The sequence below is a fragment of the Pseudomonas sp. ZS1P83 genome, assembly GCF_054897825.1.
This window is the reverse complement of sequence record NZ_CM142706.1, coordinates 1,024,397-1,049,927: the sequence shown is the minus strand read 5'-3', so window position 1 is coordinate 1,049,927 and position 25,531 is coordinate 1,024,397. Positions and strand designations below refer to the sequence as shown.

At 57.4% G+C, this 25,531-nt stretch carries 21 protein-coding genes and 1 pseudogene; 10 read left to right on the top strand and 12 right to left on the bottom strand.

Annotated features, from left to right (window positions below):
- Nucleotides 1–135: 135 nt before the first annotated feature.
- Genes ACYZT0_RS05080 through sdhC form a run of 4 tightly spaced genes read right to left on the bottom strand, consistent with a single transcriptional unit; the run spans nucleotide 136 to nucleotide 3,367 of the window.
- Nucleotides 136–840: a succinate dehydrogenase iron-sulfur subunit gene (locus tag ACYZT0_RS05080; RefSeq protein WP_140681891.1), complete on the bottom strand. Its 705-nt coding sequence runs from the start codon at nucleotides 838–840 to the stop codon at nucleotides 136–138.
- Between the two features lie 11 nt (nucleotides 841–851).
- The gene (sdhA, locus tag ACYZT0_RS05075; RefSeq protein ID WP_140681893.1) at nucleotides 852–2,627 is read right to left on the bottom strand and encodes a succinate dehydrogenase flavoprotein subunit; all 1,776 of its coding nucleotides are present in this window, start codon (nucleotides 2,625–2,627) and stop codon (nucleotides 852–854) included.
- A 3-nt stretch (nucleotides 2,628–2,630) separates the two neighbouring features.
- Nucleotides 2,631–2,999 carry a succinate dehydrogenase, hydrophobic membrane anchor protein gene (gene sdhD / locus ACYZT0_RS05070; RefSeq protein WP_054049453.1) on the bottom strand — a complete coding sequence of 123 codons (369 nt, stop codon included), beginning with the start codon at nucleotides 2,997–2,999 and terminating at the stop codon, nucleotides 2,631–2,633.
- Nucleotides 2,993–3,367, bottom strand: a complete 375-nt coding sequence (sdhC, locus tag ACYZT0_RS05065) for a succinate dehydrogenase, cytochrome b556 subunit (protein ID WP_462044893.1) — start codon at nucleotides 3,365–3,367, stop codon at nucleotides 2,993–2,995. Before sdhC ends, sdhD begins: the two co-directional genes overlap by 7 nt.
- A 363-nt stretch (nucleotides 3,368–3,730) precedes the next feature.
- On the opposite strand from sdhC, the gene gltA reads away from it, so the two are divergent.
- On the top strand, nucleotides 3,731–5,020 hold the full coding sequence (gene gltA, locus ACYZT0_RS05060) for a citrate synthase (protein ID WP_401358427.1): 1,290 nt from the start codon (nucleotides 3,731–3,733) through the stop codon (nucleotides 5,018–5,020).
- 532 nt (nucleotides 5,021–5,552) lie between these two features.
- Here gltA and ACYZT0_RS05055 read toward each other — a convergent pair.
- The 3 genes from ACYZT0_RS05055 to ACYZT0_RS05045 all read right to left on the bottom strand — a co-directional run bounded on the left by ACYZT0_RS05055 (nucleotide 5,553) and on the right by ACYZT0_RS05045 (nucleotide 8,609).
- The gene (locus tag ACYZT0_RS05055) at nucleotides 5,553–7,211 is read right to left on the bottom strand and encodes a cation acetate symporter (RefSeq protein ID WP_462044892.1); all 1,659 of its coding nucleotides are present in this window, start codon (nucleotides 7,209–7,211) and stop codon (nucleotides 5,553–5,555) included.
- Nucleotides 7,208–7,519: a DUF485 domain-containing protein gene (locus ACYZT0_RS05050; RefSeq protein WP_462044891.1), complete on the bottom strand. Its 312-nt coding sequence runs from the start codon at nucleotides 7,517–7,519 to the stop codon at nucleotides 7,208–7,210. Before ACYZT0_RS05050 ends, ACYZT0_RS05055 begins: the two co-directional genes overlap by 4 nt.
- A 238-nt stretch (nucleotides 7,520–7,757) precedes the next feature.
- Entirely contained in the window at nucleotides 7,758–8,609 is an 852-nt protein-coding gene (locus tag ACYZT0_RS05045; protein ID WP_462044890.1) for a glycine betaine ABC transporter substrate-binding protein, read from the bottom strand.
- Between the two features lie 301 nt (nucleotides 8,610–8,910).
- Between ACYZT0_RS05045 and ACYZT0_RS05040 the strand changes: the two genes are divergently transcribed.
- Nucleotides 8,911–10,506 carry a glycoside hydrolase family 17 protein gene (locus ACYZT0_RS05040; RefSeq protein WP_462044889.1) on the top strand — a complete coding sequence of 532 codons (1,596 nt, stop codon included), beginning with the start codon at nucleotides 8,911–8,913 and terminating at the stop codon, nucleotides 10,504–10,506.
- 125 nt (nucleotides 10,507–10,631) lie between these two features.
- Here the strand turns inward: ACYZT0_RS05040 and ACYZT0_RS05035 are convergent, their stop codons facing one another.
- Both ACYZT0_RS05035 and ACYZT0_RS05030 read right to left on the bottom strand, forming a co-directional pair.
- Nucleotides 10,632–13,262: an RHS repeat-associated core domain-containing protein gene (locus ACYZT0_RS05035; RefSeq protein WP_462044888.1), complete on the bottom strand. Its 2,631-nt coding sequence runs from the start codon at nucleotides 13,260–13,262 to the stop codon at nucleotides 10,632–10,634.
- A 196-nt stretch (nucleotides 13,263–13,458) separates the two neighbouring features.
- Complete coding sequence (locus ACYZT0_RS05030; RefSeq protein WP_462044887.1) at nucleotides 13,459–13,827, bottom strand: hypothetical protein; 369 nt, start codon at nucleotides 13,825–13,827, stop codon at nucleotides 13,459–13,461.
- A 224-nt stretch (nucleotides 13,828–14,051) separates the two neighbouring features.
- On the opposite strand from ACYZT0_RS05030, the gene ACYZT0_RS05025 reads away from it, so the two are divergent.
- Both ACYZT0_RS05025 and ACYZT0_RS05020 read left to right on the top strand, forming a co-directional pair.
- Nucleotides 14,052–15,350, top strand: coding sequence for an alpha/beta fold hydrolase (locus tag ACYZT0_RS05025; protein WP_462044886.1), 1,299 nt, complete (start codon nucleotides 14,052–14,054; stop codon nucleotides 15,348–15,350).
- The gene (locus ACYZT0_RS05020; RefSeq protein WP_462044885.1) at nucleotides 15,343–16,131 is read left to right on the top strand and encodes an MlaA family lipoprotein; all 789 of its coding nucleotides are present in this window, start codon (nucleotides 15,343–15,345) and stop codon (nucleotides 16,129–16,131) included. The genes ACYZT0_RS05025 and ACYZT0_RS05020 overlap by 8 nt, the downstream gene beginning before the upstream one ends.
- 7 nt (nucleotides 16,132–16,138) lie before the next feature.
- Here ACYZT0_RS05020 and ACYZT0_RS05015 read toward each other — a convergent pair.
- Nucleotides 16,139–16,717 (bottom strand): annotated as a pseudogene (locus tag ACYZT0_RS05015) (DUF808 domain-containing protein); the annotation flags it as partial.
- A gap of 134 nt (nucleotides 16,718–16,851) precedes the next feature.
- Between ACYZT0_RS05015 and ACYZT0_RS05010 the strand changes: the two are divergent.
- Nucleotides 16,852–17,457, top strand: a complete 606-nt coding sequence (locus ACYZT0_RS05010; protein ID WP_462046502.1) for a TetR/AcrR family transcriptional regulator — start codon at nucleotides 16,852–16,854, stop codon at nucleotides 17,455–17,457.
- 129 nt (nucleotides 17,458–17,586) lie between these two features.
- Here the strand turns inward: ACYZT0_RS05010 and ACYZT0_RS05005 are convergent, their stop codons facing one another.
- Both ACYZT0_RS05005 and ACYZT0_RS05000 read right to left on the bottom strand, forming a co-directional pair.
- Complete coding sequence (locus ACYZT0_RS05005) at nucleotides 17,587–18,045, bottom strand: REP-associated tyrosine transposase (protein ID WP_462044884.1); 459 nt, start codon at nucleotides 18,043–18,045, stop codon at nucleotides 17,587–17,589.
- A gap of 196 nt (nucleotides 18,046–18,241) precedes the next feature.
- Nucleotides 18,242–18,682: a GlcG/HbpS family heme-binding protein gene (locus ACYZT0_RS05000; protein WP_462044883.1), complete on the bottom strand. Its 441-nt coding sequence runs from the start codon at nucleotides 18,680–18,682 to the stop codon at nucleotides 18,242–18,244.
- A 266-nt stretch (nucleotides 18,683–18,948) separates the two neighbouring features.
- On the opposite strand from ACYZT0_RS05000, the gene gcl reads away from it, so the two are divergent.
- The 5 genes from gcl to pyk all read left to right on the top strand — a co-directional run bounded on the left by gcl (nucleotide 18,949) and on the right by pyk (nucleotide 25,420).
- Complete coding sequence (gene gcl, locus ACYZT0_RS04995) at nucleotides 18,949–20,724, top strand: glyoxylate carboligase (RefSeq protein ID WP_462044882.1); 1,776 nt, start codon at nucleotides 18,949–18,951, stop codon at nucleotides 20,722–20,724.
- Nucleotides 20,725–20,850: 126 nt separating this feature from the next.
- A complete protein-coding gene (gene hyi / locus ACYZT0_RS04990; protein ID WP_461973454.1) occupies nucleotides 20,851–21,633 on the top strand; it encodes a hydroxypyruvate isomerase in 783 nt (260 codons plus the stop codon).
- 50 nt (nucleotides 21,634–21,683) lie between these two features.
- On the top strand, nucleotides 21,684–22,574 hold the full coding sequence (locus ACYZT0_RS04985; RefSeq protein WP_462044881.1) for a 2-hydroxy-3-oxopropionate reductase: 891 nt from the start codon (nucleotides 21,684–21,686) through the stop codon (nucleotides 22,572–22,574).
- Nucleotides 22,575–22,734: 160 nt separating this feature from the next.
- Nucleotides 22,735–24,015, top strand: coding sequence for a glycerate kinase type-2 family protein (locus ACYZT0_RS04980; protein WP_462044880.1), 1,281 nt, complete (start codon nucleotides 22,735–22,737; stop codon nucleotides 24,013–24,015).
- Complete coding sequence (gene pyk, locus ACYZT0_RS04975; protein WP_462044879.1) at nucleotides 24,005–25,420, top strand: pyruvate kinase; 1,416 nt, start codon at nucleotides 24,005–24,007, stop codon at nucleotides 25,418–25,420. The genes ACYZT0_RS04980 and pyk overlap by 11 nt, the downstream gene beginning before the upstream one ends.
- Nucleotides 25,421–25,531: the final 111 nt, after the last annotated feature.

Below are 25,531 nucleotides of genomic sequence, written 5' to 3'. Positions count from 1 at the left end.
CATTTCTTCAAAATAAGAGCCGCAGCCTTATAAGCTGCTGCTCAGGTTAAAACTACGGCGCCGGTTGAAGCCTGCGCCGCAGCATCTACGGGTACAGCGGTACTGCATTTACAACAGCCGGGTACAGCAGGTGAATCACACGCCGCTTTGCAGCAACATGTTACGTACGTGACCGATGGCCTTAGTCGGGTTCAGGCCTTTCGGGCAGACGTTGACGCAGTTCATGATCCCGCGGCAGCGGAATACGCTGAACGGGTCATCCAGCGAAGCCAGACGCTCGGCAGTCTTGGTGTCGCGGCTGTCTGCCAGGAAGCGATACGCTTGCAGCAGAGCAGCTGGACCCAGGAACTTGTCCGGGTTCCACCAGAAGGACGGGCAAGAGGTCGAGCAGCAAGCGCACAGGATGCACTCGTACAGACCGTCGAGCTTTTCACGTTCTTCAGGGGTCTGCAGACGCTCGATGGCCGGAGCCGGCGTGTCGTTCTGCAGGTATGGCTTAACCTTCTCGTATTGCTTGTAGAAGATGCTCATATCGACGACCAAGTCACGGATAACCGGCAAACCTGGCAGCGGACGAACGATCAGCTTGTTACCTTTTACGACAGCGGACAGCGGCGTGACGCACGCCAGAGCGTTTTTGCCGTTGATGTTCATGCCGTCGGAACCGCAAACACCTTCACGGCAAGATCGACGATAGGAGAAACCCTCGTCCTGCTCTTTGATCAGGGCCAGCACGTCCAGCACCATCAGGTCTTTACCGTTGGTATTGACCTGGAATTCCTGCATGAACGGCGCGGCGTCCTGATCAGGGTTGTAGCGATAAACACTGACTTGCAACATGGCGGCCACCCTTAATAAGTCCGAATCATTGGTTCAAAGGTCGGGACTGTTTTTGGCGAGAAGTTCACGGCACGCTTGGTAACGCGCTTTTCACCCGGGAAATAAAGGGTGTGGCACAGCCAGTTAACGTCATCGCGCTCTTCGAAGTCTTCACGGGCGTGAGCGCCGCGGGACTCTTTGCGGATTTCTGCGGCGATGGCGGTAGCTTCGGCCACTTCCAGCAGGTTCTGCAATTCCAGCGCTTCGATACGAGCGGTGTTGAACGCCTGGCTCTTGTCGTTGATCTTGACGTTGGCGATACGGCCACGCAGATCAGCCAGCTGAGCAATACCCTTCTGCATGTATTCGCCGGTACGGAATACACCGAAGTAGTTCTGCATGCAGCTTTGCAGCTCTTTACGCAGGGTGGCGACGTCTTCGCCCTCGGTACGCGAGTTCAGGCCATCGAGACGCGCCAGGGCAGCGTCGATGTCGGACTGGCGAGCGCGAGTGTAATCGACGCCTTCTTTCAGGGTCTGTTCCAGGAACAGGCCGGCAGCACGACCGAATACCACCAGGTCGAGCAACGAGTTACCGCCCAGACGGTTGGCACCGTGAACCGATACGCAGGCCACTTCGCCTACTGCGAACAGACCAGGGATGATCTGGTCAACGCCGTCGGCGTCCTGGGTGATTGCCTGACCGTGAATGTTGGTCGGCACGCCGCCCATCATATAGTGGCAGGTTGGAACGACCGGAATCGGCGACACGGCTGGATCGACGTGGGCGAAGGTCTTGGACAGTTCCATGATGCCTGGCAGACGGCTGTGCAGAACTTCTTCACCGAGGTGATCGAGTTTCAGCATTACGTGGTCGCCATCCGGACCGCAACCGTTGCCGGCGATGATTTCTTTAACCATCGAGCGAGCAACCACGTCACGACCAGCCAGGTCTTTGGCGTTCGGAGCATAACGCTCCATGAAACGCTCGCCGTGCTTGTTGATCAGGTAACCGCCTTCACCGCGGCAACCTTCAGTAACCAGTACACCAGCGCCGGCGATGCCGGTTGGGTGGAACTGCCACATTTCAATGTCTTGTACCGGCACGCCAGCACGCAGAGCCATGCCGACGCCGTCACCGGTGTTGATCAAGGCATTGGTGGTGGACGAGTAGATACGACCTGCACCGCCGGTCGCCAGTACGGTGGCGTTAGCGCGGACGTACGAGGTTTCGCCGGTTTCGATGCAGATGACGATCATGCCGACAAAGGCACCATCTTCGTTCTTCACCAGGTCGACACCGTAGTATTCGTTGAGGAATACGGTGCCGGCCTTCAGGTTGGCCTGGTACAGGGTGTGCAGCAGTGCGTGACCGGTACGGTCGGCAGCGGCGCAAGTACGGGCAGCCTGGCCACCTTTACCGAAGTCTTTCGACTGACCGCCGAACGGACGCTGATAGATGCGGCCTTGTTCGGTACGGGAGAACGGCAAACCCATGTGCTCGAGTTCGAAGACCGCTTCCGGGCCTACGGAACACATGTATTCGATAGCGTCCTGGTCACCGATATAGTCGGAACCCTTGACGGTATCGTACATGTGCCAGCGCCAGTCATCGTTCGGATCTGCCGAGGCGATGGCGCAGGTGATGCCACCCTGGGCGGAGACAGTGTGCGAACGAGTCGGGAAAACCTTGGTAACCACGGCAGTCTTGTGACCGCCCTGTGCCAGCTGCAGCGCAGCGCGCATGCCAGCACCGCCGCCGCCAATAATAATGGCGTCGAACGAAAGCGTATTAACTGTAGTAGACATGAATCAGATACCCCAAAGAATCTGCACACCCCAGACGAAGTAGGCGAACATCGCAACGCCGCATACTGCCTGGAAGAGGAAACGTACTGCAGTCGCGGACTTGCCCAGCGCCATCGGCGTCAGGTAGTCGGTCGCGATGGTCCACATGCCAACCCAGGCGTGAGCGCCCAGAGCCACCAGGGCCAGCAGACTGAAGATACGCATCCCGTTGCTTGCAAACAGCTCGTGCCATTGGGCGTAGCCAATGCCAGGGTGCGTTGCGAGGTATCCGATCAGGAAAATGAAATAAGCCGCGAGAACAACCGCAGACACACGCTGCGCCATCCAGTCATAGAGACCGGAACGCGACAGGTTCGTTACGCTGGTTACCATATCCAAACTCCCGCCAGAACGATCAACACCGCAGATACGGCGATAATGATTTTCGAGCCCAGCTTGCCGCCTTCCAGCGTCTCACCGATGCCCATGTCCATGATCAAATGGCGCACGCCGGCTACCATGTGATACAGCAAGGCGGAGAGGAGACCCCATGCTACGAACTTGGCCAGCGGACTGGTCAAGCATTCCTTCACCTCGACAAAACCTTCCTCGGAACCCAGAGATTTGCCCAATGCATACAGCATGAAGCCAAGGCCCAGGAAGAGGATAATGCCGGAAACACGGTGAAGAAACGACGTAACGCCGGTGATGGGGAGTTTGATGGTCCTTAGGTCTAGGTTTACAGGTCGTTGGCTTTTCACGGCTTTTTTTCACACTGAAGAGCCCCTAACAATCAGGGCAAAGTTGTTGGGGAGTGCACTGGTCAGGTACCCACCACCCAGGGAGTGCGACCCCCAATAAAGCAGGCCCAAAAGCCCCTGGCGGTCGGTGGCCGAGTATAGACAGTTAGGCTACTAATGACAACGCAATCGCCTTCCCCTAATAGCTCATTGCACAAGTCGGATAAAAGGCGTAAATGGCAGTCAATTTCGAGGAAAAAGTCCAGTTAAAGCCTTCTGGAGCAAGACTTTAGGCAAATTGACATTCGAATTTATCTCACTATAGTGGTGCGGGCCCTGCGTGGGGGGTCTGTCTGATGATTTCAAGCATAAATAGGAGGCCACATGGCTGACAAAAAAGCGCAGTTGATCATCGAGGGCGCAGCCCCCGTCGAGCTGCCCATTTTAACCGGCACCGTTGGTCCCGATGTAATTGATGTTCGGGGCCTGACGGCCACGGGCCGTTTCACCTTTGACCCTGGCTTCATGTCGACCGCCTCTTGCGAGTCGAAGATCACCTATATCGACGGCGACAACGGCATTTTGCTGCACCGCGGCTACCCGATCGAACAGCTGGCTGAAAAGTCGGACTACCTGGAAACCTGCTATCTGCTGCTCAACGGCGAACTGCCGACCGCAGAACAGAAGGCCCAGTTCGTCAGCACCGTGAAGAACCACACCATGGTTCACGAGCAGCTGAAGACTTTCTTCAACGGCTTCCGTCGCGACGCCCACCCAATGGCCGTCATGTGCGGTGTAGTTGGCGCCCTCTCGGCCTTCTACCACGACTCCCTGGACATCAATAACCCGCAGCATCGCGAAATCTCCGCGATCCGCCTGGTTGCCAAGATGCCAACACTGGCAGCGATGGTTTACAAGTACTCGATGGGCCAGCCCATGATGTACCCGCGCAACGACCTGACGTACGCGGAAAACTTCCTGCACATGATGTTCAACACCCCGTGCGAGATCAAACCGATCAGCCCGGTACTCGCCAACGCCATGGACAAGATTTTCATCCTCCATGCCGACCACGAGCAGAACGCATCGACCTCTACCGTACGCCTGGCCGGCTCTTCGGGCGCCAACCCGTTTGCTTGTATCGCTGCCGGCATCGCTGCACTGTGGGGCCCTGCCCACGGCGGCGCGAACGAAGCTGTTCTGACCATGCTCGATGAAATTGGCGATGTGTCGAACATCGACAAGTACATCGCCAAGGCCAAGGACAAGAACGATCCGTTCAAACTGATGGGCTTCGGTCACCGGGTTTACAAAAACCGCGACCCACGCGCCACAGTCATGAAGCAGACCTGCGACGAAGTACTGAAAGAACTGGGCATCACCAACGATCCGCAACTCAAACTGGCCATGCGCCTGGAAGAGATCGCCCTGACCGACCCGTACTTCATCGAACGCTCGCTGTACCCGAACGTCGACTTCTACTCGGGGATCATCCTCAAGGCGATCGGCATTCCAACCAGCATGTTCACCGTAATCTTCGCCTTGGCGCGGACTGTCGGCTGGATCTCCCACTGGAAAGAAATGCTCTCCAGCCCGTACAAGATTGGCCGTCCGCGCCAGCTGTACACCGGCTACGAGTCGCGTGACATCACCAAGCTGGAAGACCGCAAATAAGACCTGTCTTGCGATAACGTCTTAAGCTGCACCGGGAACGGCCTCTATGTAGATAGAGGCCGTTTTTGTTTGTGCGGGAATGGCGGCTCTTTGATCGTGATCTTTTGATCTTTTGATCTTTTGATCTTGCCGTTGCGCTGGCTTTTGATTTTGATCCACCCGCCCTATATCGGGAGGCTGAGTGGAGGCATTCATCCGGGGATTGGCGCGCAGCGCCGTTCGACGCAGTCGAACTCATTGCATGTAGGTCGTAGCGAAGCAGACCGGAGGGCAATGCCCCCGGATGGATGCCGGAGCGAAGGAACGCCGAGCCTTAGCGAGGGGCCGGACGCTCGGGGCGAGACCTTTTGGTTACTTTTGGGGCGTTTGCCAAAAGTGACACGCTGTAAGAGCGGAACCATAATCAGCCGTTACCGCAGCAACGGATATGTACACAATCAAACCGCCCGACAAGCCGTCCAACAAAAAATGCCCCGATCTCTCGACCGGGGCATTTCTGTTTAACGGAGCTTACATAAGCAAACCTGAAGCCTTAGTGAGCAACCGCCCCACTCGCCCCCAAACCAGTCTGCGAACGAACAAACTGAGGGAAAAACAGCGCCCGCTCATTGTCAGCCGCGGTCGACTTGTCAGTAATCGAGAAGAACCAGATCCCGATAAACGCAATGGCCATGGAGAACAACGCCGGGTACTCATACGGGAAGATAGCCTTCTCGTGATGCAGGATCTGCACCCAGATGGTTGGCCCAAGGACCATCAAACCAACGGCACTGATCAGACCCAGCCAGCCGCCGATCATCGCACCACGCGTGGTCAGCTTCTTCCAGTACATGGAAAGCAGTAGCACCGGGAAGTTACAGCTCGCCGCGATGGAGAACGCCAGGCCCACCATGAACGCAATGTTCTGGCTTTCGAACAGAATGCCCAGACCGATCGCCAGCACACCCAGACAGATAGTGGTGATTTTTGAGACGCGGATCTCGTCCTTGTCGTTGGCCTTGCCCTTCTTGATCACGCTGGCGTAAAGGTCGTGAGACACCGCCGTAGCACCGGCCAGTGTCAAACCAGCCACCACAGCCAGAATGGTTGCGAACGCGACTGCCGAGATGAAGCCCAGGAAGATACTGCCACCGACCGCATTAGCCAGGTGCACCGCCGCCATGTTGTTGCCGCCCAACAGCGCGCCAGCAGCATCTTTAAAGGCAGGGTTGGTGCTGACCAGCAGGATCGCGCCGAAGCCGATGATGAACGTCAGGATGTAGAAGTAACCAATGAAGCCGGTTGCATACAGCACGCTCTTGCGAGCTTCTTTTGCGTCACTCACGGTGAAGAAGCGCATCAGAATGTGCGGCAGGCCCGCGGTACCGAACATCAGTGCCAAGCCAAGGGAGAATGCCGAGACCGGATCTTTCACCAGGCCGCCCGGGCTCATGATTGCTTCACCTTTAGGGTGAACCTTGATCGCCTCGGAAAACAGCAAGCTGAAGTCGAAGTTGACGTGCTTCATGACCATCAGCGCCATGAACGTGGCACCGGACAGCAGCAACACCGCCTTGATGATCTGCACCCAAGTGGTCGCCAGCATGCCGCCGAACAGCACGTACATGCACATCAGAATACCGACCAGGATCACGGCGACGTAGTAGTCGAGACCGAACAACAGCTGAATCAGCTTGCCGGCACCGACCATTTGCGCGATCAGGTAGAACGCCACCACCACCAGCGAACCGCAAGCGGACAGCGTGCGGATCTGGGTTTGCCCGAGGCGGTAGGACGCCACATCGGCAAAGGTGTATTTACCCAGGTTACGCAGGCGTTCGGCGATCAGGAAAAGAATGATCGGCCAGCCCACCAGGAAGCCGATCGAGTAGATCAGGCCGTCGTAGCCGGAGGTGAACACCAGGGCGGAAATACCCAGGAAGGACGCCGCCGACATGTAGTCGCCGGCAATCGCCAGGCCGTTCTGGAAGCCGGTGATCTTGCCACCCGCCGCATAGTAGTCCGCCGCCGAATTGTTGCGCTTGGAGGCCCAGTAGGTGATGCACAGGGTCAAACCGACGAACGCCACAAACATCAGGATCGCGGAAACGTTGAGCGGTTGTTTATGCACTTCGCCGGTAAGGGCTTCAGCCGCCCAGGCGCCAGGTGCAAAGGCTGCGATGCTCAATAGAGCCATTAGACGCCGGATCATTGCTGAGCCTCCTTGAGAATCGCATTGTTCAGGTCGTCGAATTCGCCATTGGCGCGTCGTACATAGATTGCAGTCAGGATAAAGGCCGAGAGAATCAGCCCGACACCAATGGGTATCCCCCAGGTAATCGAAGAATCGGGGCTGATTTTCGCGCCCAGAATATGCGGCCCGTAAGCAATCAAAAGGATGAATCCGGAGTAAAGCCCAAGCATGATCGCCGAAAGAATCCAGGCGAATCGTTCTCTCTTGCTAACCAGCTCCTTGAAGAGCGGGCTGTTTTGAATCGAGAGGTAAATGCTGTCGTTCATTGTTTTTATCCTCGCAGCACAGATGAAGTTGTAACGTCATCCACTCTATGCGGCTGCGGAACTGGTTCCAGACGACCTTAGTATTAGAACGACATGACGGTATTGCCATTTCTCAGCAAATAATAATTAGCCTGCTTTGCACCCATCTTCTTTCTACAGGAACGCGGGAATACAAAAGGCCGCTTGGCAGTGATACCAAGCGGCCTCGGAAGGTGCTGACCAGACGCGTCAGCTCAAATCATTTGATCCAGTCTGCAACGCGTTCCGGGTGTTTGGCCACCCAATCCTTCGCTGCGGCTTCAGGTTTGGCACCATCCTGAATGGCCAACATGACTTCGCCGATTTCGTCTTTCGACGCCCACTGGAAGTTCTTCAGGAACTTGGCAACTTCCGGAGCCTTGGTGGCCAGTTCTTTGCTGCCGATGTTGTTCACGGTTTCAGCCGCGCCATAAACGCCTTTCGGGTCATCCAGGAAGCGCAGTTTCCACTTGGCGAACATCCAGTGCGGCACCCAACCGGTGACGGCGATGGATTCGTTTTTCTTCTCGGCACGGGTCAGCTCGGCAATCATGCCGGCGCCGGAACTGGCCTTGAGTTGATACCCGGTCAGATCGTAGTCCTTGATTGCCTGTTCGGACTTGAGCATCACACCTGAACCGGCGTCGATACCAACGATGCGTTTTTTGAAGCTGTCGTCGGTTTTAAGATCGTCAATGGATTTGGCCTTGACGTACTCCGGCACGATCAGGCCGATTTTCGCGTCTTTGAAGTTCGGACCGTAATCGACGACCTGATCCTTGTTCTTGGTCCAGTAATCGCCGTGAGTCACAGGCAGCCACGCAGACATCATGGCGTCGAGCTTGCCGGTGGCCACACCCTGCCACATGATCCCGGTTGCGACGGCTTGCAGCTTCACGTCATAACCCAGCTTCTGCTTGATCACTTCGGCCGCCACATGAGTGGTGGCAACGCTGTCGGACCAACCGTCAACGTAGCCGATGCTCAGGGTTTTGCTCTCGGCATTGGCGAATGTGGAGCCAATCGCAAGTACCAGAGCGGCACTCGCGCCTAAAAGTCGTCGCATCTTCATCGTTACTTCCCCGAAAGTGCTGCGCTCGACGGATGCCGAGTCGCGTCAACGTATTGTTATGGTGCACAGCGCCCCCATCACGCCCACCGCAAACTCCGTCCGAACATCAGCGCGATTTATCTATGAGAACACTGACGCCTCGATCATCAACCTGACGACACTGGCGACCTTCTCTGCCAGCGACCTCAAGGCATCGAGAAACGACATCAGAACGCCATTAATCTAGACCACCGGAAGTCCGCCGGCCAATCCGCCCGAACTTTGCATGTCAAAATTATGCAGGCCACCAAGCACGCGGCAAATGAAGGTAACATGCGCGGCTTTGCTCCCAGACGGCCTGACCATGCCCGCGACATCACGTTTTCCTTTTTTTGCTTATCTATTCGCCTGCCTGCTGGGGCTTTTTGCCCTCGGTGGCTTCTGGTACGGCCTCGGTAAGCCGGTGTTGCTGCCGGATGTGGCCAGCGCGACGCACAAGCTGCAATGCGCCTCCTACACCCCGTTCGACAAAGATCAATCGCCGTTCGATCAGCCGTTCAAGCTGCGCCCCGAGCGCATGGACGCCGACCTCGCGCTGCTGGCGACTCGTTTCGAATGCATCCGCACCTACTCGATGACGGGCCTTGAGGCCCTGCCCGACCTGGCGCGCAAGCACGGCCTGAAGCTGATGATTGGCGCCTGGGTCAACAGCAATCCGGTAGACACCGCCAAGGAAGTCGACCTGCTGATCGCCTCAGCCAACGCGAACGCGGACGTGGTGACCTCGGTGATCGTCGGCAACGAAACCCTGTTGCGTAAGGAGGTCACTGGCGCGCAGTTGGCCAAGCTTATTGATAAAGTCAAAAGCCAAGTCAAACAGCCTGTCACTTACGCCGACGTCTGGGAGTTCTGGCTCAAGCACCCGGAAATCGCCCCGGCAGTGGACTTCCTGACCATCCATTTGCTGCCGTACTGGGAAGACAATCCCTCGAATATCGACGCCGCGCTGCAACATGTAGCCGAGGTGCGTCAGGTGTTCGGTAACAAATTCGCGCCCAAGGACGTGATGATTGGCGAAACCGGTTGGCCGAGTGAAGGCCGTCAACGTGAAACCGCTCTGCCAAGCCGGGTCAATGAAGCCAAGTTCATTCGCTCTTTTGTCATCATGGCGGAGCAGCAAGGCTGGCATTACAACCTGATCGAAGCTTTTGACCAGCCGTGGAAACGCGCCAGCGAAGGTGCGGTCGGAGGTTACTGGGGGCTGTTCGACGCCGATCGTCAGGACAAGGGCGTGCTGGCAGGTCCGGTGTCGAACGTGCCGTACTGGTCGCAGTGGCTGGTGGTGGGCGGTTTGATCTTCCTCGGCACACTGATCCTCGGCGGGCGTGTTCGCAGCACTCGCGCAGCGTTGGTCCTGCCACTGCTGGGTGCGCTGGCGGCTTGCTCGATTGGCGCCTGGGGCGATCTGGCGCGTGTCACCACGCGGTTTGCCAGTGAATGGTTGTGGGTGGCGCTGCTGACGGGTTTGAATCTGTTGGTGCTGGCCCATGCCGCGCTGACCCTGAGCGCACGCACCGGTTGGCGTGAACGTGCATTCAATGCGCTGGAACGTCGGGCTGGCTGGTGGGTGGCAGCGGCGGGGTTTGCCGCTGCGGTGATGATGCTGGAGCTGGTGTTCGACCCACGCTACCGCAGCTTTCCAAGTGTCGCTTTCGTGCTGCCGGCGCTGGTTTATCTGTGCCGCCCGGTAAGCGTGCCGCGTCGGGAGATTGCCCTGCTGACCTTCATCATCGGCGCTGGCATTGCGCCGCAGCTGTATCAAGAAGGGTTGCAGAATCAGCAGGCCTGGGGTTGGGCGCTGGTGAGTGTGTTGATGGTTGCAGCGCTGTGGCGCAGTTTACGGGTTCGCAAGGGCTGATCTGCGAAGCGCCTATGGCGCTTTCGCACAAACTCTGCTCTCCCCTCGTTATGGAGCCCGAGAGCAGGAACCTCGCGATGTCGGACTACGCGGACTCGACACCGCCCCGAGGTAGATGACTACAATCAGTGCCTGCTCACTGGTGAACGAGACGGTACAGTTACTTTACTGTACGTTTTTTTGGGGTGATAACTTTTCCAGGCCGGCAAGTTAAAAAACTCATCTTGCGGCACTTCTCGATTTGCCACAAAAAATCTCACATTATTTTTAACTTCAGGTGTTTCTTTGCGCCTGAACACGTACCTGATTTCCGAAGCAGTAACGCTGGTACCGGCATCCGGCTTTTTCGAAACAATGTCGTCCAGAGTCCCCATCAGATTATCAATAGCGAAAAGGACCTTCTTGTCACGCTCAAAAATTTGAAACTCTAACCCCGCTTTACTCGAACGACGCCACATCGGAACATTGATCTGAAAGAAGTTCCCCGTCCCTTTCTCATCTTTTTGAAAGTATCTATTAGTCATAGCAAACTCCTTGTAAGCAATTCCACGTGCTGAATCTGCCAACTCTGCCTTTATTTGTTCATCAGTGTTGTATATTCCTGCCGTTACGATCGAACCAAAGGCTGCATCAGTCAAATCATTTTGTTTCAATACATTCCGTTTCTTCTCCCAGAACAATCTGGGAATACCTTCCCTCCAACGTGGCACCCTTGAAAACTCTTTAAACCCGACTTTCTCCAACGCTTTCAGTGCAAAATCCCGAGGCTCACGCAATCCAAATAAAATATCCCCCGCGTTAAAGGAAGATACCAGATCAGCGTAGTTGCCCTGACTCCCTCTATTAGCATTTGTGCTATTAAGCCCTACCTTATCAAAGAAGGTAACAGGACTGTTACGAGCCATACAATATAAATTCAAACCATCTACCACACCCGCAGGATCCGGACTCAGCCATCGATGCCACCACGGCACGTAATACCTCAAACCGTAATAATACAATCCGGTCGCATCCAGCTCCTTACCTGAATAGCGCACAGTCTTGTCACTTGCCTTTATTTTATCGCTTCCCGCCCACCACGCCGTGCAGCCGTAAGAATAAAAGACCTCCTCGCTTATAAGCTCCCCTCCATCATCAAGTTCCAAGCTGCTTGAACCTACTTGGTCGGTCAACGCATAGCGGTAATTGATAGTGTTTGTGCCTTGCTGTCGATTTTCCCGGAGTAGCACACGAACATTACACAGCTCTGTCTGCACATTGATAACGTGCAAAATTTTCTCACTATCAGTCCGGATTTCCAGTCCTCGCAAATAGCGAACCTCATGACTACGGATCAAACGACCGGCCAAAGTTGTGCGAATTTTTCGCTGCCTCTGTCCAGCATGATCATAAATGTAGTTCTCGGCATCGCTCGGTAAGCCAGCGCGCACTACCTGATCGACTCGCCGTAGTTGATTACGCTCGTCCCATAACAGGTCCTGTCCGGGCAGCAGTAGCCGCTTATTACCATTGGAGTCATGCCCCGCGGCAATTTCAGCCTCCGTCGGCAAATCTCTGTTGTTTGTTTGCACGAGGGCACGATTACTGTATTTCGACACGCTCATACGCTGAGTGCGGTTTCCAAGCGCAGCGCAATGAACCTGCTTGATGAGATTTCCACCACAATCGTAGCTAAAGGTCTCAGTATAACTTTCCAATTGACCTGGATCCGCCGGTGATTGGAACTCTGGCAAATACGGCCCAACGCTGCCGCCGACCACCTGCCAACCAGTGGCGTGAATTAACTGATAAAGAGTGTCGTACAGGAAAGTTCTGATCGGTTCTATTTTCTGGTTGCGGAAGTAGCGAATGGGCAGCGCCTTGTCTTCAATAGACACAATATTTCCGACAGGGTCATAGCAGTAGATCAAGTGTTGCAGAAGTGGTTGCCCCGAAAGCTGCGACTTCAACTCCTCCAATCTTCCATCGACGGGAGAATGATGGGCGGAGCAAACAAGCCCATTGGCGAAGGTTTGCTGCTCAACTTTATCGAAGGCGTTATAACAAATTTCGGTCAGCAGGTCGTCTTCTGGTCCATCTACACCTACTCTCACTTTTATTCCGGCAACCTGCCCGTCAACCGTGTAATTAAAAGTTTGGGCATTTCGCTCTGCGTCGATCTGGCAGAGCAACTGGGATGTCGCGCTGTAGCTATAACAAGTCGTGGCGCCACGCCCTTCTTCACGAAGAAGATCACGATCAGCCTCTTGAGGCGGCCAATCCGTTTGTTGTTCCGTGCTATCGAGAAAATGCCGGGTACTCTCAAGCAGCTCGCCCTTCAACGAGAATGAACCAAGTAACATCGTCCCAGCGCTGTCATCGTGGCGAATCAATTGCCCACATTGATTTCGATCGACAAACGGCGCGCCATTGCCACCATAGGAAAAATAGCCACTGACCCTTTCGTCCTCCCACTGTACATGCACCGATTCCTTGATCGGACGAATGAGGTCATCGTATTCAATATGGGTATATGTGAGCTTACTGTCCCAACTATCGCAGTGCTGGCCAGCAGGTCCTGGCAAATGCAAGCGATAACCGGCATCAACGCTATCAGTCAGTAGCGTTTCGCCGGAAAGATTGAATACCGTTCTGAGGTTTGCCGAGATATCAGGTTCTGTTCCGAGAAGTTCAAACAGACGAGGGTCAAAAAGGTGAGTGGCACGCCCAGCGCTATCATAGGTCTGACGAGTGACACGGCTATCGAGAGGATCCAAGACAGTCTTTCGGTGATAGGCCACAGTGCGTACAGTAAGTGCACGCGGGTCAATCACCGACAATGTGGGAGTACGAGCGTGCATATTGATTTCTCCTGACAGGATCAACGCTTTGCTTTACAGCAGCGGCTCGGCTATTTAGATCCGAGCTTTGGAAAGCGTCAACTGTCAGAAATAACAGGTATGGCAAGAAAATTTAACGAGCGTTGGTCTTTCTCACTAACCGCAATCCCGCAATCACCACCGCAAAAACAGCCAACGTCGTGTTGTACAACGCCAATGCGGGAAACCCGACCACCAGCGCCAGCACCGCCAACCACCACCCTGCCCGGCCCGGAACCACAAAGCCGATCACGGCCGCCGTCAATGCCGCCCAGCCCAACACTTTGAAGTGAATCATCAACCCCAGGCTCGAACGAATCTGGCATTCCCAGCGACTCGCTTCGTCCACACAGATGCCGACCCATTGAGCATCCTCCATAAAGCCATAACGCGCGCCATAACTGGCGGCCAGCCATAACGGCAGGAGAACGAGCAGCAGAATCACAGGCAGACGGCGGGACATGAAGCACTCCAATAGACGAAAACGGCGGCCAGCTTAATCTCCCACCAGCGGTAAGCAAACGCGCGCAGCAGATAATTGGTCACGAAATAGCTGCAAAGTGTATCGTCCAGCTACCATTACTCCGAAATTAGGCCTGATGGGGGCCGATCCATGGCACTTTGGCGCAAACCCCGTGGTCATAGCCTGCGAACTTCATTCGGCACCTTTCTCTAAGAGATCTAGTCATGCTCCGTTCCTTGCGCTTCGCCGCCCTGTTTGGCGGCCTTATTTTGAGTGCGTCCGCACTGGCGGTCGACATCGACGCCGCCAGTTATGGCTACCCCTTGACGAACCCGTTCGAGGCGACCATTGCCACGACACCGCCGGACTTGCGCCCGGAGTTGCCGCTGGATGACGACATCAATCAGGCCGACCGCAGCGTCAGGTTGCGCCCGGAGCGTGAATTCGATCTGCCGGACAACTTCTGGCCGGTGAAGAAACTCACCTATCGCATTGCCACCCAGGATAAAGCCGCACCGCTGATCTTCCTGATCGCCGGCACCGGCGCGCGCTATGACAGCAGCCACAACGAATACCTGAAAAAGCTCTACTACAAGGCCGGCTACCATGTGGTGCAACTGTCGTCGCCCACCAGCTTCGACTTCATGAGCGCCGCCTCACGTTTCGCTACACCCGGCATTACCAAGGAAGACGCCGAAGACTTGTATCGGGTGATGCAGGCTGTACGGGCACAAAACCCGAAAGTCCCCGTCACTGATTACTACCTGACCGGATACAGCCTGGGCGCACTGGATGCGGCATTCGTCGCGCACCTGGACGAAACCCGCCGCAGCTTCAACTTCAAGAAAGTCTTGTTGCTCAACCCGCCGGTCAATCTCTACACCTCGATCACCAACCTCGACAAGCTTGTACAAACGGAAGTCAAGGGCATCAACAACAGCACAACGTTCTATGAACTGGTGCTGAACAAACTGACCCGCTACTTCCAGCAGAAGGGCTATATCGACCTCAACGATGCCCTGCTTTATGACTTCCAGCAGTCCAAGCAGCACCTGAGCAACGAACAGATGGCCATGCTGATCGGCACCTCGTTCCGCTTCTCGGCGGCCGACATTGCCTTCACCTCGGACCTGATCAACCGTCGCGGCCTGATCACCCCGCAGAAAACCCCGATCACCGAAGGCACCAGCCTCACGCCGTACCTCAAGCGTGCGCTACAGTGCGACTTCGACTGCTACATCACCGAACAAGTGATCCCGATGTGGCGTGCACGAACCGATGGCGGGAGTCTGCTGCAACTGATCGATCAGGCCAGCCTGTATGCCTTGAAGGATTACTTGCATGACAGCCCGAAAATCGCGGTCATGCACAACGCCGACGACGTGATCCTCGGCCCGGGTGACCTGGGTTTCCTGCGCAAGACCTTCGGCGACCGCTTGACTGTTTATCCACTGGGCGGCCATTGCGGCAACCTTAATTACCGCGTCAACAGCGACGCCATGCTGGAGTTCTTCCGTGGCTAAATACCTCCTGCTTATCGCAGCGTTACTCTGTGCAGGCGTCGCCAATGCCGACAACAGCAAAGCCAACGCACCGGTTGTCATCGACAGTGACGGCTTCAAGGAGCCGCTGAGCAAACTCAAATTCAACCCGGGGCTGGATCAGCGCGAGTTCGAACGTTCGACGCTCAACGCGCTGAACGTCTACGACCCGCTGGAAGAGTGGAACCGCCGCGTCTACCACTTCAACTACCGCTTCGACCAATGGGTGTTCCTGCCCGTAGTTGACGGCTATCGCTACATCACTCCGAGCTTCCTGCGTACTGGCGTCAGCAACTTCTTCAACAACCTCGGTGACGTACCGAACCTGTTGAACAGCTTGCTGCAGTTCAAAGGGCAGCGCTCGATGGAAACCACCGCACGGCTGCTGCTCAACACCACCGTCGGCATCGCCGGCCTGTGGGACCCGGCCACCGCCATGGGCCTGCCACGCCAGAGCGAAGACTTCGGCCAGACGCTGGGCTTCTACGGTGTACCGGGCGGCGCCTACTTCGTGCTACCGATCCTGGGCCCTTCGAACATCCGCGACACCGGAGGCCTGGCAGTGGACTTCACCGCCGAGAACGCGATCAACTTCCTGAACGTCGCTCAAGTCAGCGAAAACCACCCGGAAATCTGGGTCCTGCGCAGCGTCGACAAACGCTACCAGACCGGCTTCCGCTATGGCCAACTGAACTCGCCGTTCGAGTACGAGAAGGTGCGTTACGTCTACACCGAGTCGCGCAAGTTGCAGATCGCCGAGTAATCCCGGCGGCCACCAGGCCATAAACGCCGATGGTCATGACGATGGCAATGCCCGAAAGCACGATGACTTGCTGGGTCAGCGAGGCATCTGCCACGGTGCCCAGGGTGATTGCGATAATTTCTGCAGAGAGAATGAAGTCGGTGCGGATGGCGCCTTTGATCTTGTCCTGCTCGAACGCCACCAGATCGACCGCCGAATCAGCCACGGCCTCGACCAGCTCAGCATGTTCCGCCTGGTCTTCAGCTTTGCTGTGCAGGAATTTGTGGGCGAGTTTCTCGAAACCTTCGAAACACAGGTAGGCGCCGCCGATCATCAACAATGGTGTGACCAACCAGGGAATGAACGCGCTGATGGCCAGAGCTGACGGCACCAGGATCAGTTTGTTGAGGAACGAGCCCTTGGCCACCGCCCACACGACCGGAATTTCCCGCTCGGCACGCACGCCGGAAACCTGCTGGGCGTTGAGCGCCAAATCGTCACCGAGCACGCCGGCGGTCTTTTTGGCGGCCATTTTGGTCATCAACGCCACATCGTCGAGTACCGCGGCGATGTCGTCGATCAGCACCAGCAAACTGCTTCCTGCCATGAATCAGGTTTCCTTCTTGAATGAATGCCGCGCAGCATAGCGCGGCCGGGAGCCGCACGGGGCATTCTTGAGCGCCGCGCGAGGCCGGTGCTACCATGCGCAACCGCCAGAACAGGCAAGGAACCCCCTGGTTTATGAGCACTATCCGCGAGCGCAACAAACAACTGATCCTGCGTGCCGCCAGTGAAGAATTTGCCGACAAGGGCTTCGCTGCGACGAAAACCAGTGACATCGCAGCCAAGGCGGGATTGCCCAAGCCCAACGTCTACTACTATTTCAAATCCAAGGAAAACCTCTACCGCGAGGTCCTGGAAAGCATCATCGAGCCGATTCTGCAGGCCTCGACACCATTCAATGCCGACGGCGTGCCCAGTGAAGTGCTGAGCGGCTACATCCGCTCGAAGATCCGCATCTCCCGCGACCTGCCCTTCGCCTCCAAGGTGTTCGCCAGCGAAATCATGCACGGCGCCCCGCACCTGAGCGCCGATCTGGTGGAACGGCTCAACGGCCAGGCCAAGCACAACATCGACTGCATCCAGACCTGGATCGACCGCGGCCAGATCGCCCCCATCGACCCCAACCACCTGATGTTCAGCATCTGGGCCGCGACGCAGACCTATGCCGACTTCGACTGGCAGATTTCTGCGGTGACCGGAAAGGCCAGGCTCGATGAGGCGGATTATGAGGCGGCGGCGCAGACGATTATCCGGTTGGTGCTGAAGGGGTGTGAGCCGGACTGATAGACCGCGGCGCCCCCTTCGCGAGCAAGCCCGCTCCCACAGGGTGGATCTGTGCACACAGGCTCTTTGAGCAACCGAGATCCATTGTGGGAGCGAGCCTGCTCGCGATGGGCGCGACCCGGTTTCTGATCAAACCCAAATAGCATCCCACAGCGGATAGTCGCCAAGGCGCTCGACCAATCCCGCCCGCAACGGATTCGCGACAACATATCGAGCAAGCTTTACCAGGTCTTCCTCACGACGCAGCGCTCGATCATGAAAGCCGTGCTGCCAAAGGCTGATCTTACGACCGGTGGACAAGCTCACCGCTTTGGTACTCAAAGATTTGGTCTTTTGCATCAGCCCACTCAGCGACCCCTGCTGCAACTCGATCAACCAGTGAAAGTGATTGGGCATGACAACCCATGCCAATGAGTTAGCACAGCCTTGGTCCTGCGCGGCGCGAAATTGTGCGACGACTAATCTGCCCAAGGCAAAGTCGTTGAAAACAGGTTCTCTATCGAGAGTGTTGGTGGTCAGCAGATAAATTCGGTTGGGTTCGGCGAAACGGCCGATGCGCAATCGGTGTGAAGCAGCCAGATCCGGCATTCCTTTGCCCTTTTCATGATGAAGTCATGAAGAAGGCTAGACCTGTAAATGCCAAAGGATGGAGCAGACTTTTAGCTGGATGTGTCTGGGAGATTGCCTTCGCGAGCAGGCTCGCTCCCACAGTTGACCTCTGTCGTTCAGATAGTCCCTGTGGGAGCGAGCCTGCTCGTGAAAGCGGTCAATCATTCACCACAAATCAAGCAGTCACTCCAGCATCCGCCCGCAACCCCATCGCCTCGATCGCACTGATCGCACATTGCTCATCAACATCAGAAAGATCACCGCTGATGCCAACCGCCCCCAGCACGTTCCCGTCCTGATCCCGAATCAACACGCCTCCCGGTGCCGGCACAACACTGCCCTGCCCCAGGCTATTCAAAGCGGCGATAAACGCCGGGCGTTGTTGGGCGTCCAGCGCCAGCAGGCGTGAGCCTTTACCCAGGGCGATGGCGCCCCAGGCTTTGCCGATGGCGATCTGCGGGCGCAGCAGGCTGGCGCCATCTTCGCGTTGCAGGCTAACCAAGTGCCCACCTGCATCCAGTACTGCGATGGTCAATGGAGCCGCCGAGATTGTACGCCCCGCGGAGATGGCCTGACTGATCAGGTTGACTGCAACTTTCAAGGTTAAAGCGCTCATGGTGCCGTCCTCATTTTGTTGTAGGGAAAACGGTTGGACTGCTTTCTGTTCAGCAGTCCGATGCAACAAATAGAACACAATGAGTTATTTTTTTGTATACAATAATTCTCGAAAGGCGCCACATGCGACGAAAAGCCACAGCAGTATGGGCTTCCGACGAATGAAACGACCGCTTGAGAAAATGGATTGACCTGCGCCGTCCGCCGTGAATACACTCTGCGCAAAGCCACTTGTATACAATTACAAAACGTACGAGGCACAAAATCATGAGCAAAATGAGAGCAATCGAAGCCGCCGTTCTGGTGATGCGCCGTGAAGGGGTTGATACCGCTTTTGGCATCCCCGGCGCCGCAATCAATCCGCTGTACTCCGCCTTGCAGAAGGTCGGTGGCATCGATCACGTCCTCGCTCGCCACGTTGAAGGCGCCTCGCACATGGCCGAGGGCTACACCCGCACCAAGGCCGGCAACATCGGCGTGTGCATCGGCACTTCTGGCCCTGCCGGTACCGACATGGTTACCGGGCTCTACAGCGCCTCGGCCGACTCGATTCCGATCCTTTGCATCACAGGGCAAGCACCCCGCGCCCGTATGCACAAGGAAGACTTCCAGGCTGTCGACATCACCGCGATCGTCAAGCCAGTGACCAAGTGGGCAACTACCGTTATGGAACCGGGCCAAGTGCCTTATGCGTTCCAGAAAGCCTTCTACGAAATGCGCTCCGGCCGTCCAGGCCCTGTGTTGATCGACCTGCCGTTCGACGTGCAGATGGCCGAAATCGAATTCGACATCGATGCCTACGAACCACTGCCACTGGCCAAGCCAACCGCTAACCGCGTGCAAATCGAGAAGGCGCTGGCCATGCTCGACCAGGCTGAGCGTCCATTGCTGGTTGCCGGTGGTGGCATCATCAATGCCGACGCCAGCGAGTTGCTGGTGGAATTCGCCGAGCTGACTGGCATTCCAGTGATTCCGACCCTGATGGGCTGGGGCACCATCCCGGACGATCACCCTTTGATGGTCGGCATGGTCGGTCTGCAAACCTCGCATCGCTACGGCAACGCCACGATGCTTAAGTCCGACCTGGTGCTGGGTGTCGGTAACCGTTGGGCTAATCGCCACACCGGTTCGATCGACGTTTACACCGAAGGCCGCAAATTCATTCACGTTGACATCGAACCGACCCAGATCGGCCGCGTGTTCACCCCGGACCTGGGCATCGTTTCCGACGCCGCTGCCGCGCTGACCGTGTTCATCGAAGTCGCTCGCGAATGGCAAGCCGCCGGCAAGCTGAAAAACCGCAGTGCCTGGTTGCAAGACTGCCAGCAGCGCAAAGCCAGCCTGCAGCGCAAGACTCACTTCGACAACGTGCCGGTCAAGCCGCAGCGCGTGTACGAAGAAATGAACCAGGTGTTCGGCAAAGACACCTGCTATGTCAGCACCATCGGTCTGTCGCAGATTGCCGGCGCGCAGTTCCTGCACGTCTACAAACCGCGTCACTGGATCAACTGCGGTCAGGCAGGTCCTCTGGGCTGGACCATTCCAGCAGCGCTGGGCGTGGTCAAGGCTGATCCGACCCGCAAGGTCGTGGCGCTGTCGGGCGACTATGACTTCCAGTTCATGATCGAAGAGTTGGCGGTGGGGGCGCAGTTCAAGCTGCCGTACATCCACGTTGTGGTCAACAACTCGTACCTGGGGCTGATTCGTCAGTCTCAGCGTGGTTTCGACATGGACTACTGCGTGCAACTGGCCTTCGATAACCTGAACGCTCCTGAACTCAACGGTTACGGTGTCGACCACGTCGCAGTCGCTGAAGGCCTCGGCTGCAAGGCGCTGCGTGTGTTCGAACCGGGTCAGATCCAGCCTGCCTTGCGCAGGGCTCAGGAAATGATCGAAGAGTTCAAGGTGCCGGTCATCGTCGAGATTATTCTGGAGCGCGTGACCAACATTTCCATGGGCACCGAGATCAACGCCGTCAACGAATTCGAAGACTTGGCGCTGGTTGGTAACGATGCGCCGACAGCGATTTCGTTGCTGGATTGATGATCGTTCCCACGCTCTGCGTGGGAATGCAGCCTGGGACGCTCCGCGTCCCAAGCGGACGCAGAGCGTCCATAGAGGCATTCCCACGCAGAGCGTGGGAACGAGAACTTAAAACGGGAGACCACCATGCCGCGTTTCGCAGCCAACCTGTCCATGCTGTTCACCGAGCAGGATTTTCTTGCCCGTTTTGAAGCTGCCGCCAAGGCCGGCTTCAGTGGTGTCGAATACCTGTTCCCTTACGACTTCAGCTCCGCCGACATCAAAGCCAAGCTGGACGCCAACGGTCTGACCCAGGTGCTGTTCAACTTGCCGGCCGGTGACTGGGCCAAGGGTGAACGCGGTATCGCGTGCCTGCCGGATCGGGTTGAAGAGTTCCGCGCCGGTGTCGACCTGGCGATTGCTTACGCAAAAGTGTTGGGCAACACCCAGGTCAACTGCCTGGCCGGTATTCGTCCACAAGGCGTCGACGATGCCACCGTGGAAAAAACCTTTGTCAGCAACCTCAAGTACGCGGCCGACAAGCTGCAAGCGGCGGGCATCAAACTGGTGATGGAAGCGATCAACACCCGCGACATCCCGGGTTTCTACCTGAACAACACGGCGCAAGCCCTGTCGATTCGCGAACAGGTCGGCAGCGCCAACCTGTTCCTGCAATACGACATCTATCACATGCAAATCATGGAGGGCGATCTCGCCCGCACCATGGCCGCGCACCTGGGCGAGATCAACCACATCCAGTTGGCCGACAACCCTGGGCGCAACGAACCGGGTACCGGTGAAATCAACTACCGCTTCCTGTTCGAACACCTGGACCGCATCGGTTATCAGGGTTGGGTTGGCTGTGAATACAAGCCGCTGACCACTACTGAAGCAGGTCTGGGCTGGTTGAAAACTCATAACGCTATCTGAAGCGCTCCCCATGTATGAGGGGGCAGCTATAAAAACAAGAGGAATTTCTCATGGCTAAAATTGGATTTATCGGCACCGGCATCATGGGCCACCCAATGGCATTGAACCTGCAGAAAGCCGGTCACAGCCTGTTCCTGTCGGCGCATCACGACCCAGCCCCGGCCGACTTGGTTGCCGGTGGCGCCGTCGCCTTGGCGAACCCGAAAGAAGTGGCGCAAGAAGCCGAATTCATCATCGTCATGGTGCCGGATACCCCGCAGGTCGAAGACGTGCTGTTCCGCGCCGACGGCGTTGCGGCCGGTGTCGGCAAAGGCAAAATCGTGATCGACATGAGCTCGATCTCGCCGACTGCCACCAAAGCCTTCGCCGCCAAAATCAACGAAAAAGGCGCTCAATACCTTGATGCGCCAGTGTCCGGCGGTGAAGTCGGTGCCAAGGCTGCGACCCTGAGCATCATGGTCGGTGGCGACGCTGACGCTTTCGAACGCGCTCTGCCGCTGTTCCAGGCGATGGGCAAGAACATCACTCTGGTGGGCGGCAACGGCGACGGTCAAACCGCCAAAGTGGCGAACCAGATCATCGTTGCGCTGAACATCCAGGCCGTGGCCGAAGCCCTGCTGTTTGCGTCGAAAAACGGTGCCGATCCCGCCAAGGTCCGTGAAGCGCTGATGGGCGGTTTCGCGTCCTCGAAGATCCTCGAAGTGCACGGCGAGCGCATGATCAAAGGCACCTTCGACCCAGGCTTCCGCATCAGCCTGCACCAGAAGGACCTGAACCTGGCCCTGGCCGGCGCACGCGAGTTGGGCATCAACCTGCCGAACACCGCCAACACCCAACAAGTGTTCAGCACCTGCGCGGCCATCGGCGGCAGCAACTGGGACCACTCGGCGCTGATCAAGGGCCTGGAACACATGGCGAATTTCTCGATTCGCGATAAGTAAGCCACCTCCCCGCTCCCCTGTAGGAGCGAGGCTTGCCCGCGAAGGGATCGCCTCGGTGCAGCAGAAACACCGTGGTGTCCGGTTCGCGGGCAAGCCTCGCTCCTACAGAGGGCGATGCAAGGCCCGATATCCCCTATAACAAGAAATCCGGGAGCCCGCCATGTCGGTCAATCCGCAACAATTCCTGCGCGAGCTGTTTGCTACAGCCATCGACGCGGCCCATCCGCAGCAAGTCCTCGAAGCTCATTTGCCTGCCGATCGCAGCGGTCGGGTGATCGTCATCGGCGCCGGCAAAGCCGCCGCAGCCATGGCCCAAGTGGTGGAGCGTTGCTGGCAGGGTGAAGTGTCAGGTCTGGTGGTGACGCGTTACGGTCACGGCGCCCCGTGTGAAAAAATCGAAGTGGTCGAAGCCGCTCACCCAGTGCCCGATGCTGCCGGTCTGGCGGTCGCCAAACGCGTATTGGAACTGGTCAGCAACCTGAGCGAAGACGACCGCGTGATCTTCCTGCTCTCGGGCGGTGGCTCTGCCCTGCTGGCTTTGCCGGCGGCCGGTATCACCCTCGCCGACAAGCAGTCGATCAACAAAGCCCTGCTCAAATCCGGCGCCACCATCGGCGAGATGAACTGCGTACGCAAACACCTCTCGGCGATCAAGGGCGGCCGACTCGGCAAAGCCTGCTGGCCCGCCACGGTTTATACCTATGCGATTTCCGATGTCCCGGGCGACCTCGCCACGGTCATCGCTTCCGGCCCGACCGTGGCTGACCCAAGCACCTCTGCCGAAGCGCTGGCAATCCTAAAACGCTACGGTATTGAAGTCCCGGCCTCGGTACGCAACTGGCTGCAGAGCCCGGAATCGGAGACGGTCAAACCCGGCGATCCGAGCCTGGCGCGCAGTCATTTCCAGTTGATCGCCCGTCCGCAGCTGTCGCTTGAAGCCGCTGCGGTGAAAGCACGTCAGGCCGGTTTCAGTCCGCTGATCCTCGGCGACCTGGAAGGCGAGTCCCGCGAAGTGGCCAAGGTTCACGCCGGTATCGCTCGTCAGGTCGTGCTGCACGGTCAGCCGCTGGCAGCGCCTTGCGTGATCCTCTCGGGCGGCGAAACCACGGTCACCGTACGCGGTAATGGTCGTGGCGGACGCAACGCCGAATTCCTGCTGAGCCTGACCGACAACCTCAAAGGCCTGCCCGGCGTTTACGCGCTGGCCGGTGACACCGATGGCATTGACGGATCCGAGGATAACGCCGGCGCGATCATGACCCCGGACAGTTACGCCCGCGCCGCCGCACTCGGTTTGAGCGCCAGCGACGAGTTGGACAACAACAATGGCTACGGCTATTTCGAGGCGCTCGATGCGCTGATCGTCACCGAGCCGACCCGCACCAACGTTAACGACTTCCGAGCCATCCTGATTCTCGAGAACCCTGAAAATGACGCCTGACAAGAAGGTTAAAATCCTCGCCACCCTCGGTCCTGCCACTGACGGGATCGACGACATCCGTGAGCTGGTTCAGGCCGGGGTCAACATCTTTCGCCTGAACTTCAGTCATGGTGATCACGCCGACCACGCTCAGCGCTATCAGTGGATTCGTGAAGTCGAGCGCCAGCTGAATTATCCGTTGGGCATTCTGATGGACCTGCAAGGCCCGAAACTGCGGGTCGGCAAGTTCGCCGAGGGCAAGGTGCAACTGCATCGCGGTCAGGCTCTGCGTCTGGACCTGGACCCGACGCCGGGCGATGAGCGCCGGGTCAACCTGCCCCACCCGGAAATCATCGCGGCGCTGGAACCGGGCATGGACCTGCTGCTGGACGACGGTAAGCTGCGTCTTCGTGTGGTCACCAAATACTCCGACGCAATCGATACCACTGTGCTCAATGGCGGCGAGCTGTCAGACCGCAAAGGTGTGAACGTGCCACAAGCGGTGCTCGACCTGAGCCCCCTGACGGCCAAGGATCGTCGCGATCTGAGCTTCGGTCTGGAGCTGGGTGTGGACTGGGTGGCGCTGTCGTTTGTGCAGCGTCCGGAAGACATTCGCGAGGCGCGCGAACTGATCGGCGACAAAGCGTTTCTGATGGCCAAGATCGAGAAGCCATCGGCCGTGACTCAACTGCGCGAGATCGCCGAATTGAGCGACGCGATCATGGTTGCTCGCGGTGACCTGGGCGTGGAAGTGCCGGCCGAAAGCGTGCCGCAAATTCAGAAAAACATCATCAGCATCTGCCGTCAGCTCGGCAAACCGGTGGTGGTGGCCACGCAGATGCTGGAGTCGATGCGCTTCTCCCCTGCCCCGACCCGCGCTGAAGTCACTGATGTGGCCAACGCTGTGGCCGAAGGTGCGGATGCGGTGATGTTGTCGGCGGAAACCGCGTCCGGCGAATACCCACTGGAAGCCGTGCAGATGATGAGCAAAATCATTCGTCAGGTGGAAAACGGCCCGGACTATCAGACCCAACTGGACGTGAGTCGGCCGAAGGCTGAAGCGACTGTTTCTGACGCGATCAGCTGCGCGATTCGTCGCATCAGCAATGTGCTGCCGGTGGCGGTGCTGGTGAATTACAGCGAGTCCGGCACGTCGAGTTTGAGAGCCGCGCGGGAACGGCCGACGGTGCCGATCCTGAACCTGACGCCGAACCTGCAAACCGCTCGCCGGTTGACGGTGGCGTGGGGCGTGCACTCGGTGGTCAATGATCGGCTGCGGCAGGTGGATGAGGTGTGCTCAACGGCGCTGGAGATTGCGCAGGCGCAGGGCATGGCCAAGCGTGGCGACACTTTATTGATCACGGCGGGTGTGCCGTTTGGGCAGCCGGGGTCGACTAACTCATTGCGCATTGAGACGCTCATTTAGCGCCTATACCGGCCCCTTCGCGGGCAAGTCGGATCGCCGCCCGCTCGCTCCTACGGGGACAGCGTATTCCTGTAGGAGCGAGCGGGCGGCGATCCGACTTGCCCGCGAAGA

Bases quoted from the DNA above. Each gene is read 5' to 3' on its own strand.
- ACYZT0_RS05080 (WP_140681891.1), bottom strand. From the start codon at position 840: ATGTTGCAAGTCAGTGTTTATCGCTACAACCCTGATCAGGACGCCGCG.
- sdhA (WP_140681893.1), bottom strand. From the start codon at position 2,627: ATGTCTACTACAGTTAATACGCTTTCGTTCGACGCCATTATTATTGGC.
- sdhD (WP_054049453.1), bottom strand. From the start codon at position 2,999: ATGGTAACCAGCGTAACGAACCTGTCGCGTTCCGGTCTCTATGACTGG.
- gltA (WP_401358427.1), top strand. From the start codon at position 3,731: ATGGCTGACAAAAAAGCGCAGTTGATCATCGAGGGCGCAGCCCCCGTC.
- ACYZT0_RS05055 (WP_462044892.1), bottom strand. From the start codon at position 7,211: ATGATCCGGCGTCTAATGGCTCTATTGAGCATCGCAGCCTTTGCACCT.
- ACYZT0_RS05050 (WP_462044891.1), bottom strand. From the start codon at position 7,519: ATGAACGACAGCATTTACCTCTCGATTCAAAACAGCCCGCTCTTCAAG.
- ACYZT0_RS05045 (WP_462044890.1), bottom strand. From the start codon at position 8,609: ATGAAGATGCGACGACTTTTAGGCGCGAGTGCCGCTCTGGTACTTGCG.
- ACYZT0_RS05040 (WP_462044889.1), top strand. From the start codon at position 8,911: ATGAAGGTAACATGCGCGGCTTTGCTCCCAGACGGCCTGACCATGCCC.
- ACYZT0_RS05030 (WP_462044887.1), bottom strand. From the start codon at position 13,827: ATGTCCCGCCGTCTGCCTGTGATTCTGCTGCTCGTTCTCCTGCCGTTA.
- ACYZT0_RS05025 (WP_462044886.1), top strand. From the start codon at position 14,052: ATGCTCCGTTCCTTGCGCTTCGCCGCCCTGTTTGGCGGCCTTATTTTG.
- ACYZT0_RS05010 (WP_462046502.1), top strand. From the start codon at position 16,852: ATGAGCACTATCCGCGAGCGCAACAAACAACTGATCCTGCGTGCCGCC.
- ACYZT0_RS05005 (WP_462044884.1), bottom strand. From the start codon at position 18,045: ATGCCGGATCTGGCTGCTTCACACCGATTGCGCATCGGCCGTTTCGCC.
- ACYZT0_RS05000 (WP_462044883.1), bottom strand. From the start codon at position 18,682: ATGAGCGCTTTAACCTTGAAAGTTGCAGTCAACCTGATCAGTCAGGCC.
- gcl (WP_462044882.1), top strand. From the start codon at position 18,949: ATGAGCAAAATGAGAGCAATCGAAGCCGCCGTTCTGGTGATGCGCCGT.
- hyi (WP_461973454.1), top strand. From the start codon at position 20,851: ATGCCGCGTTTCGCAGCCAACCTGTCCATGCTGTTCACCGAGCAGGAT.
- ACYZT0_RS04985 (WP_462044881.1), top strand. From the start codon at position 21,684: ATGGCTAAAATTGGATTTATCGGCACCGGCATCATGGGCCACCCAATG.
- ACYZT0_RS04980 (WP_462044880.1), top strand. From the start codon at position 22,735: ATGTCGGTCAATCCGCAACAATTCCTGCGCGAGCTGTTTGCTACAGCC.
- pyk (WP_462044879.1), top strand. From the start codon at position 24,005: ATGACGCCTGACAAGAAGGTTAAAATCCTCGCCACCCTCGGTCCTGCC.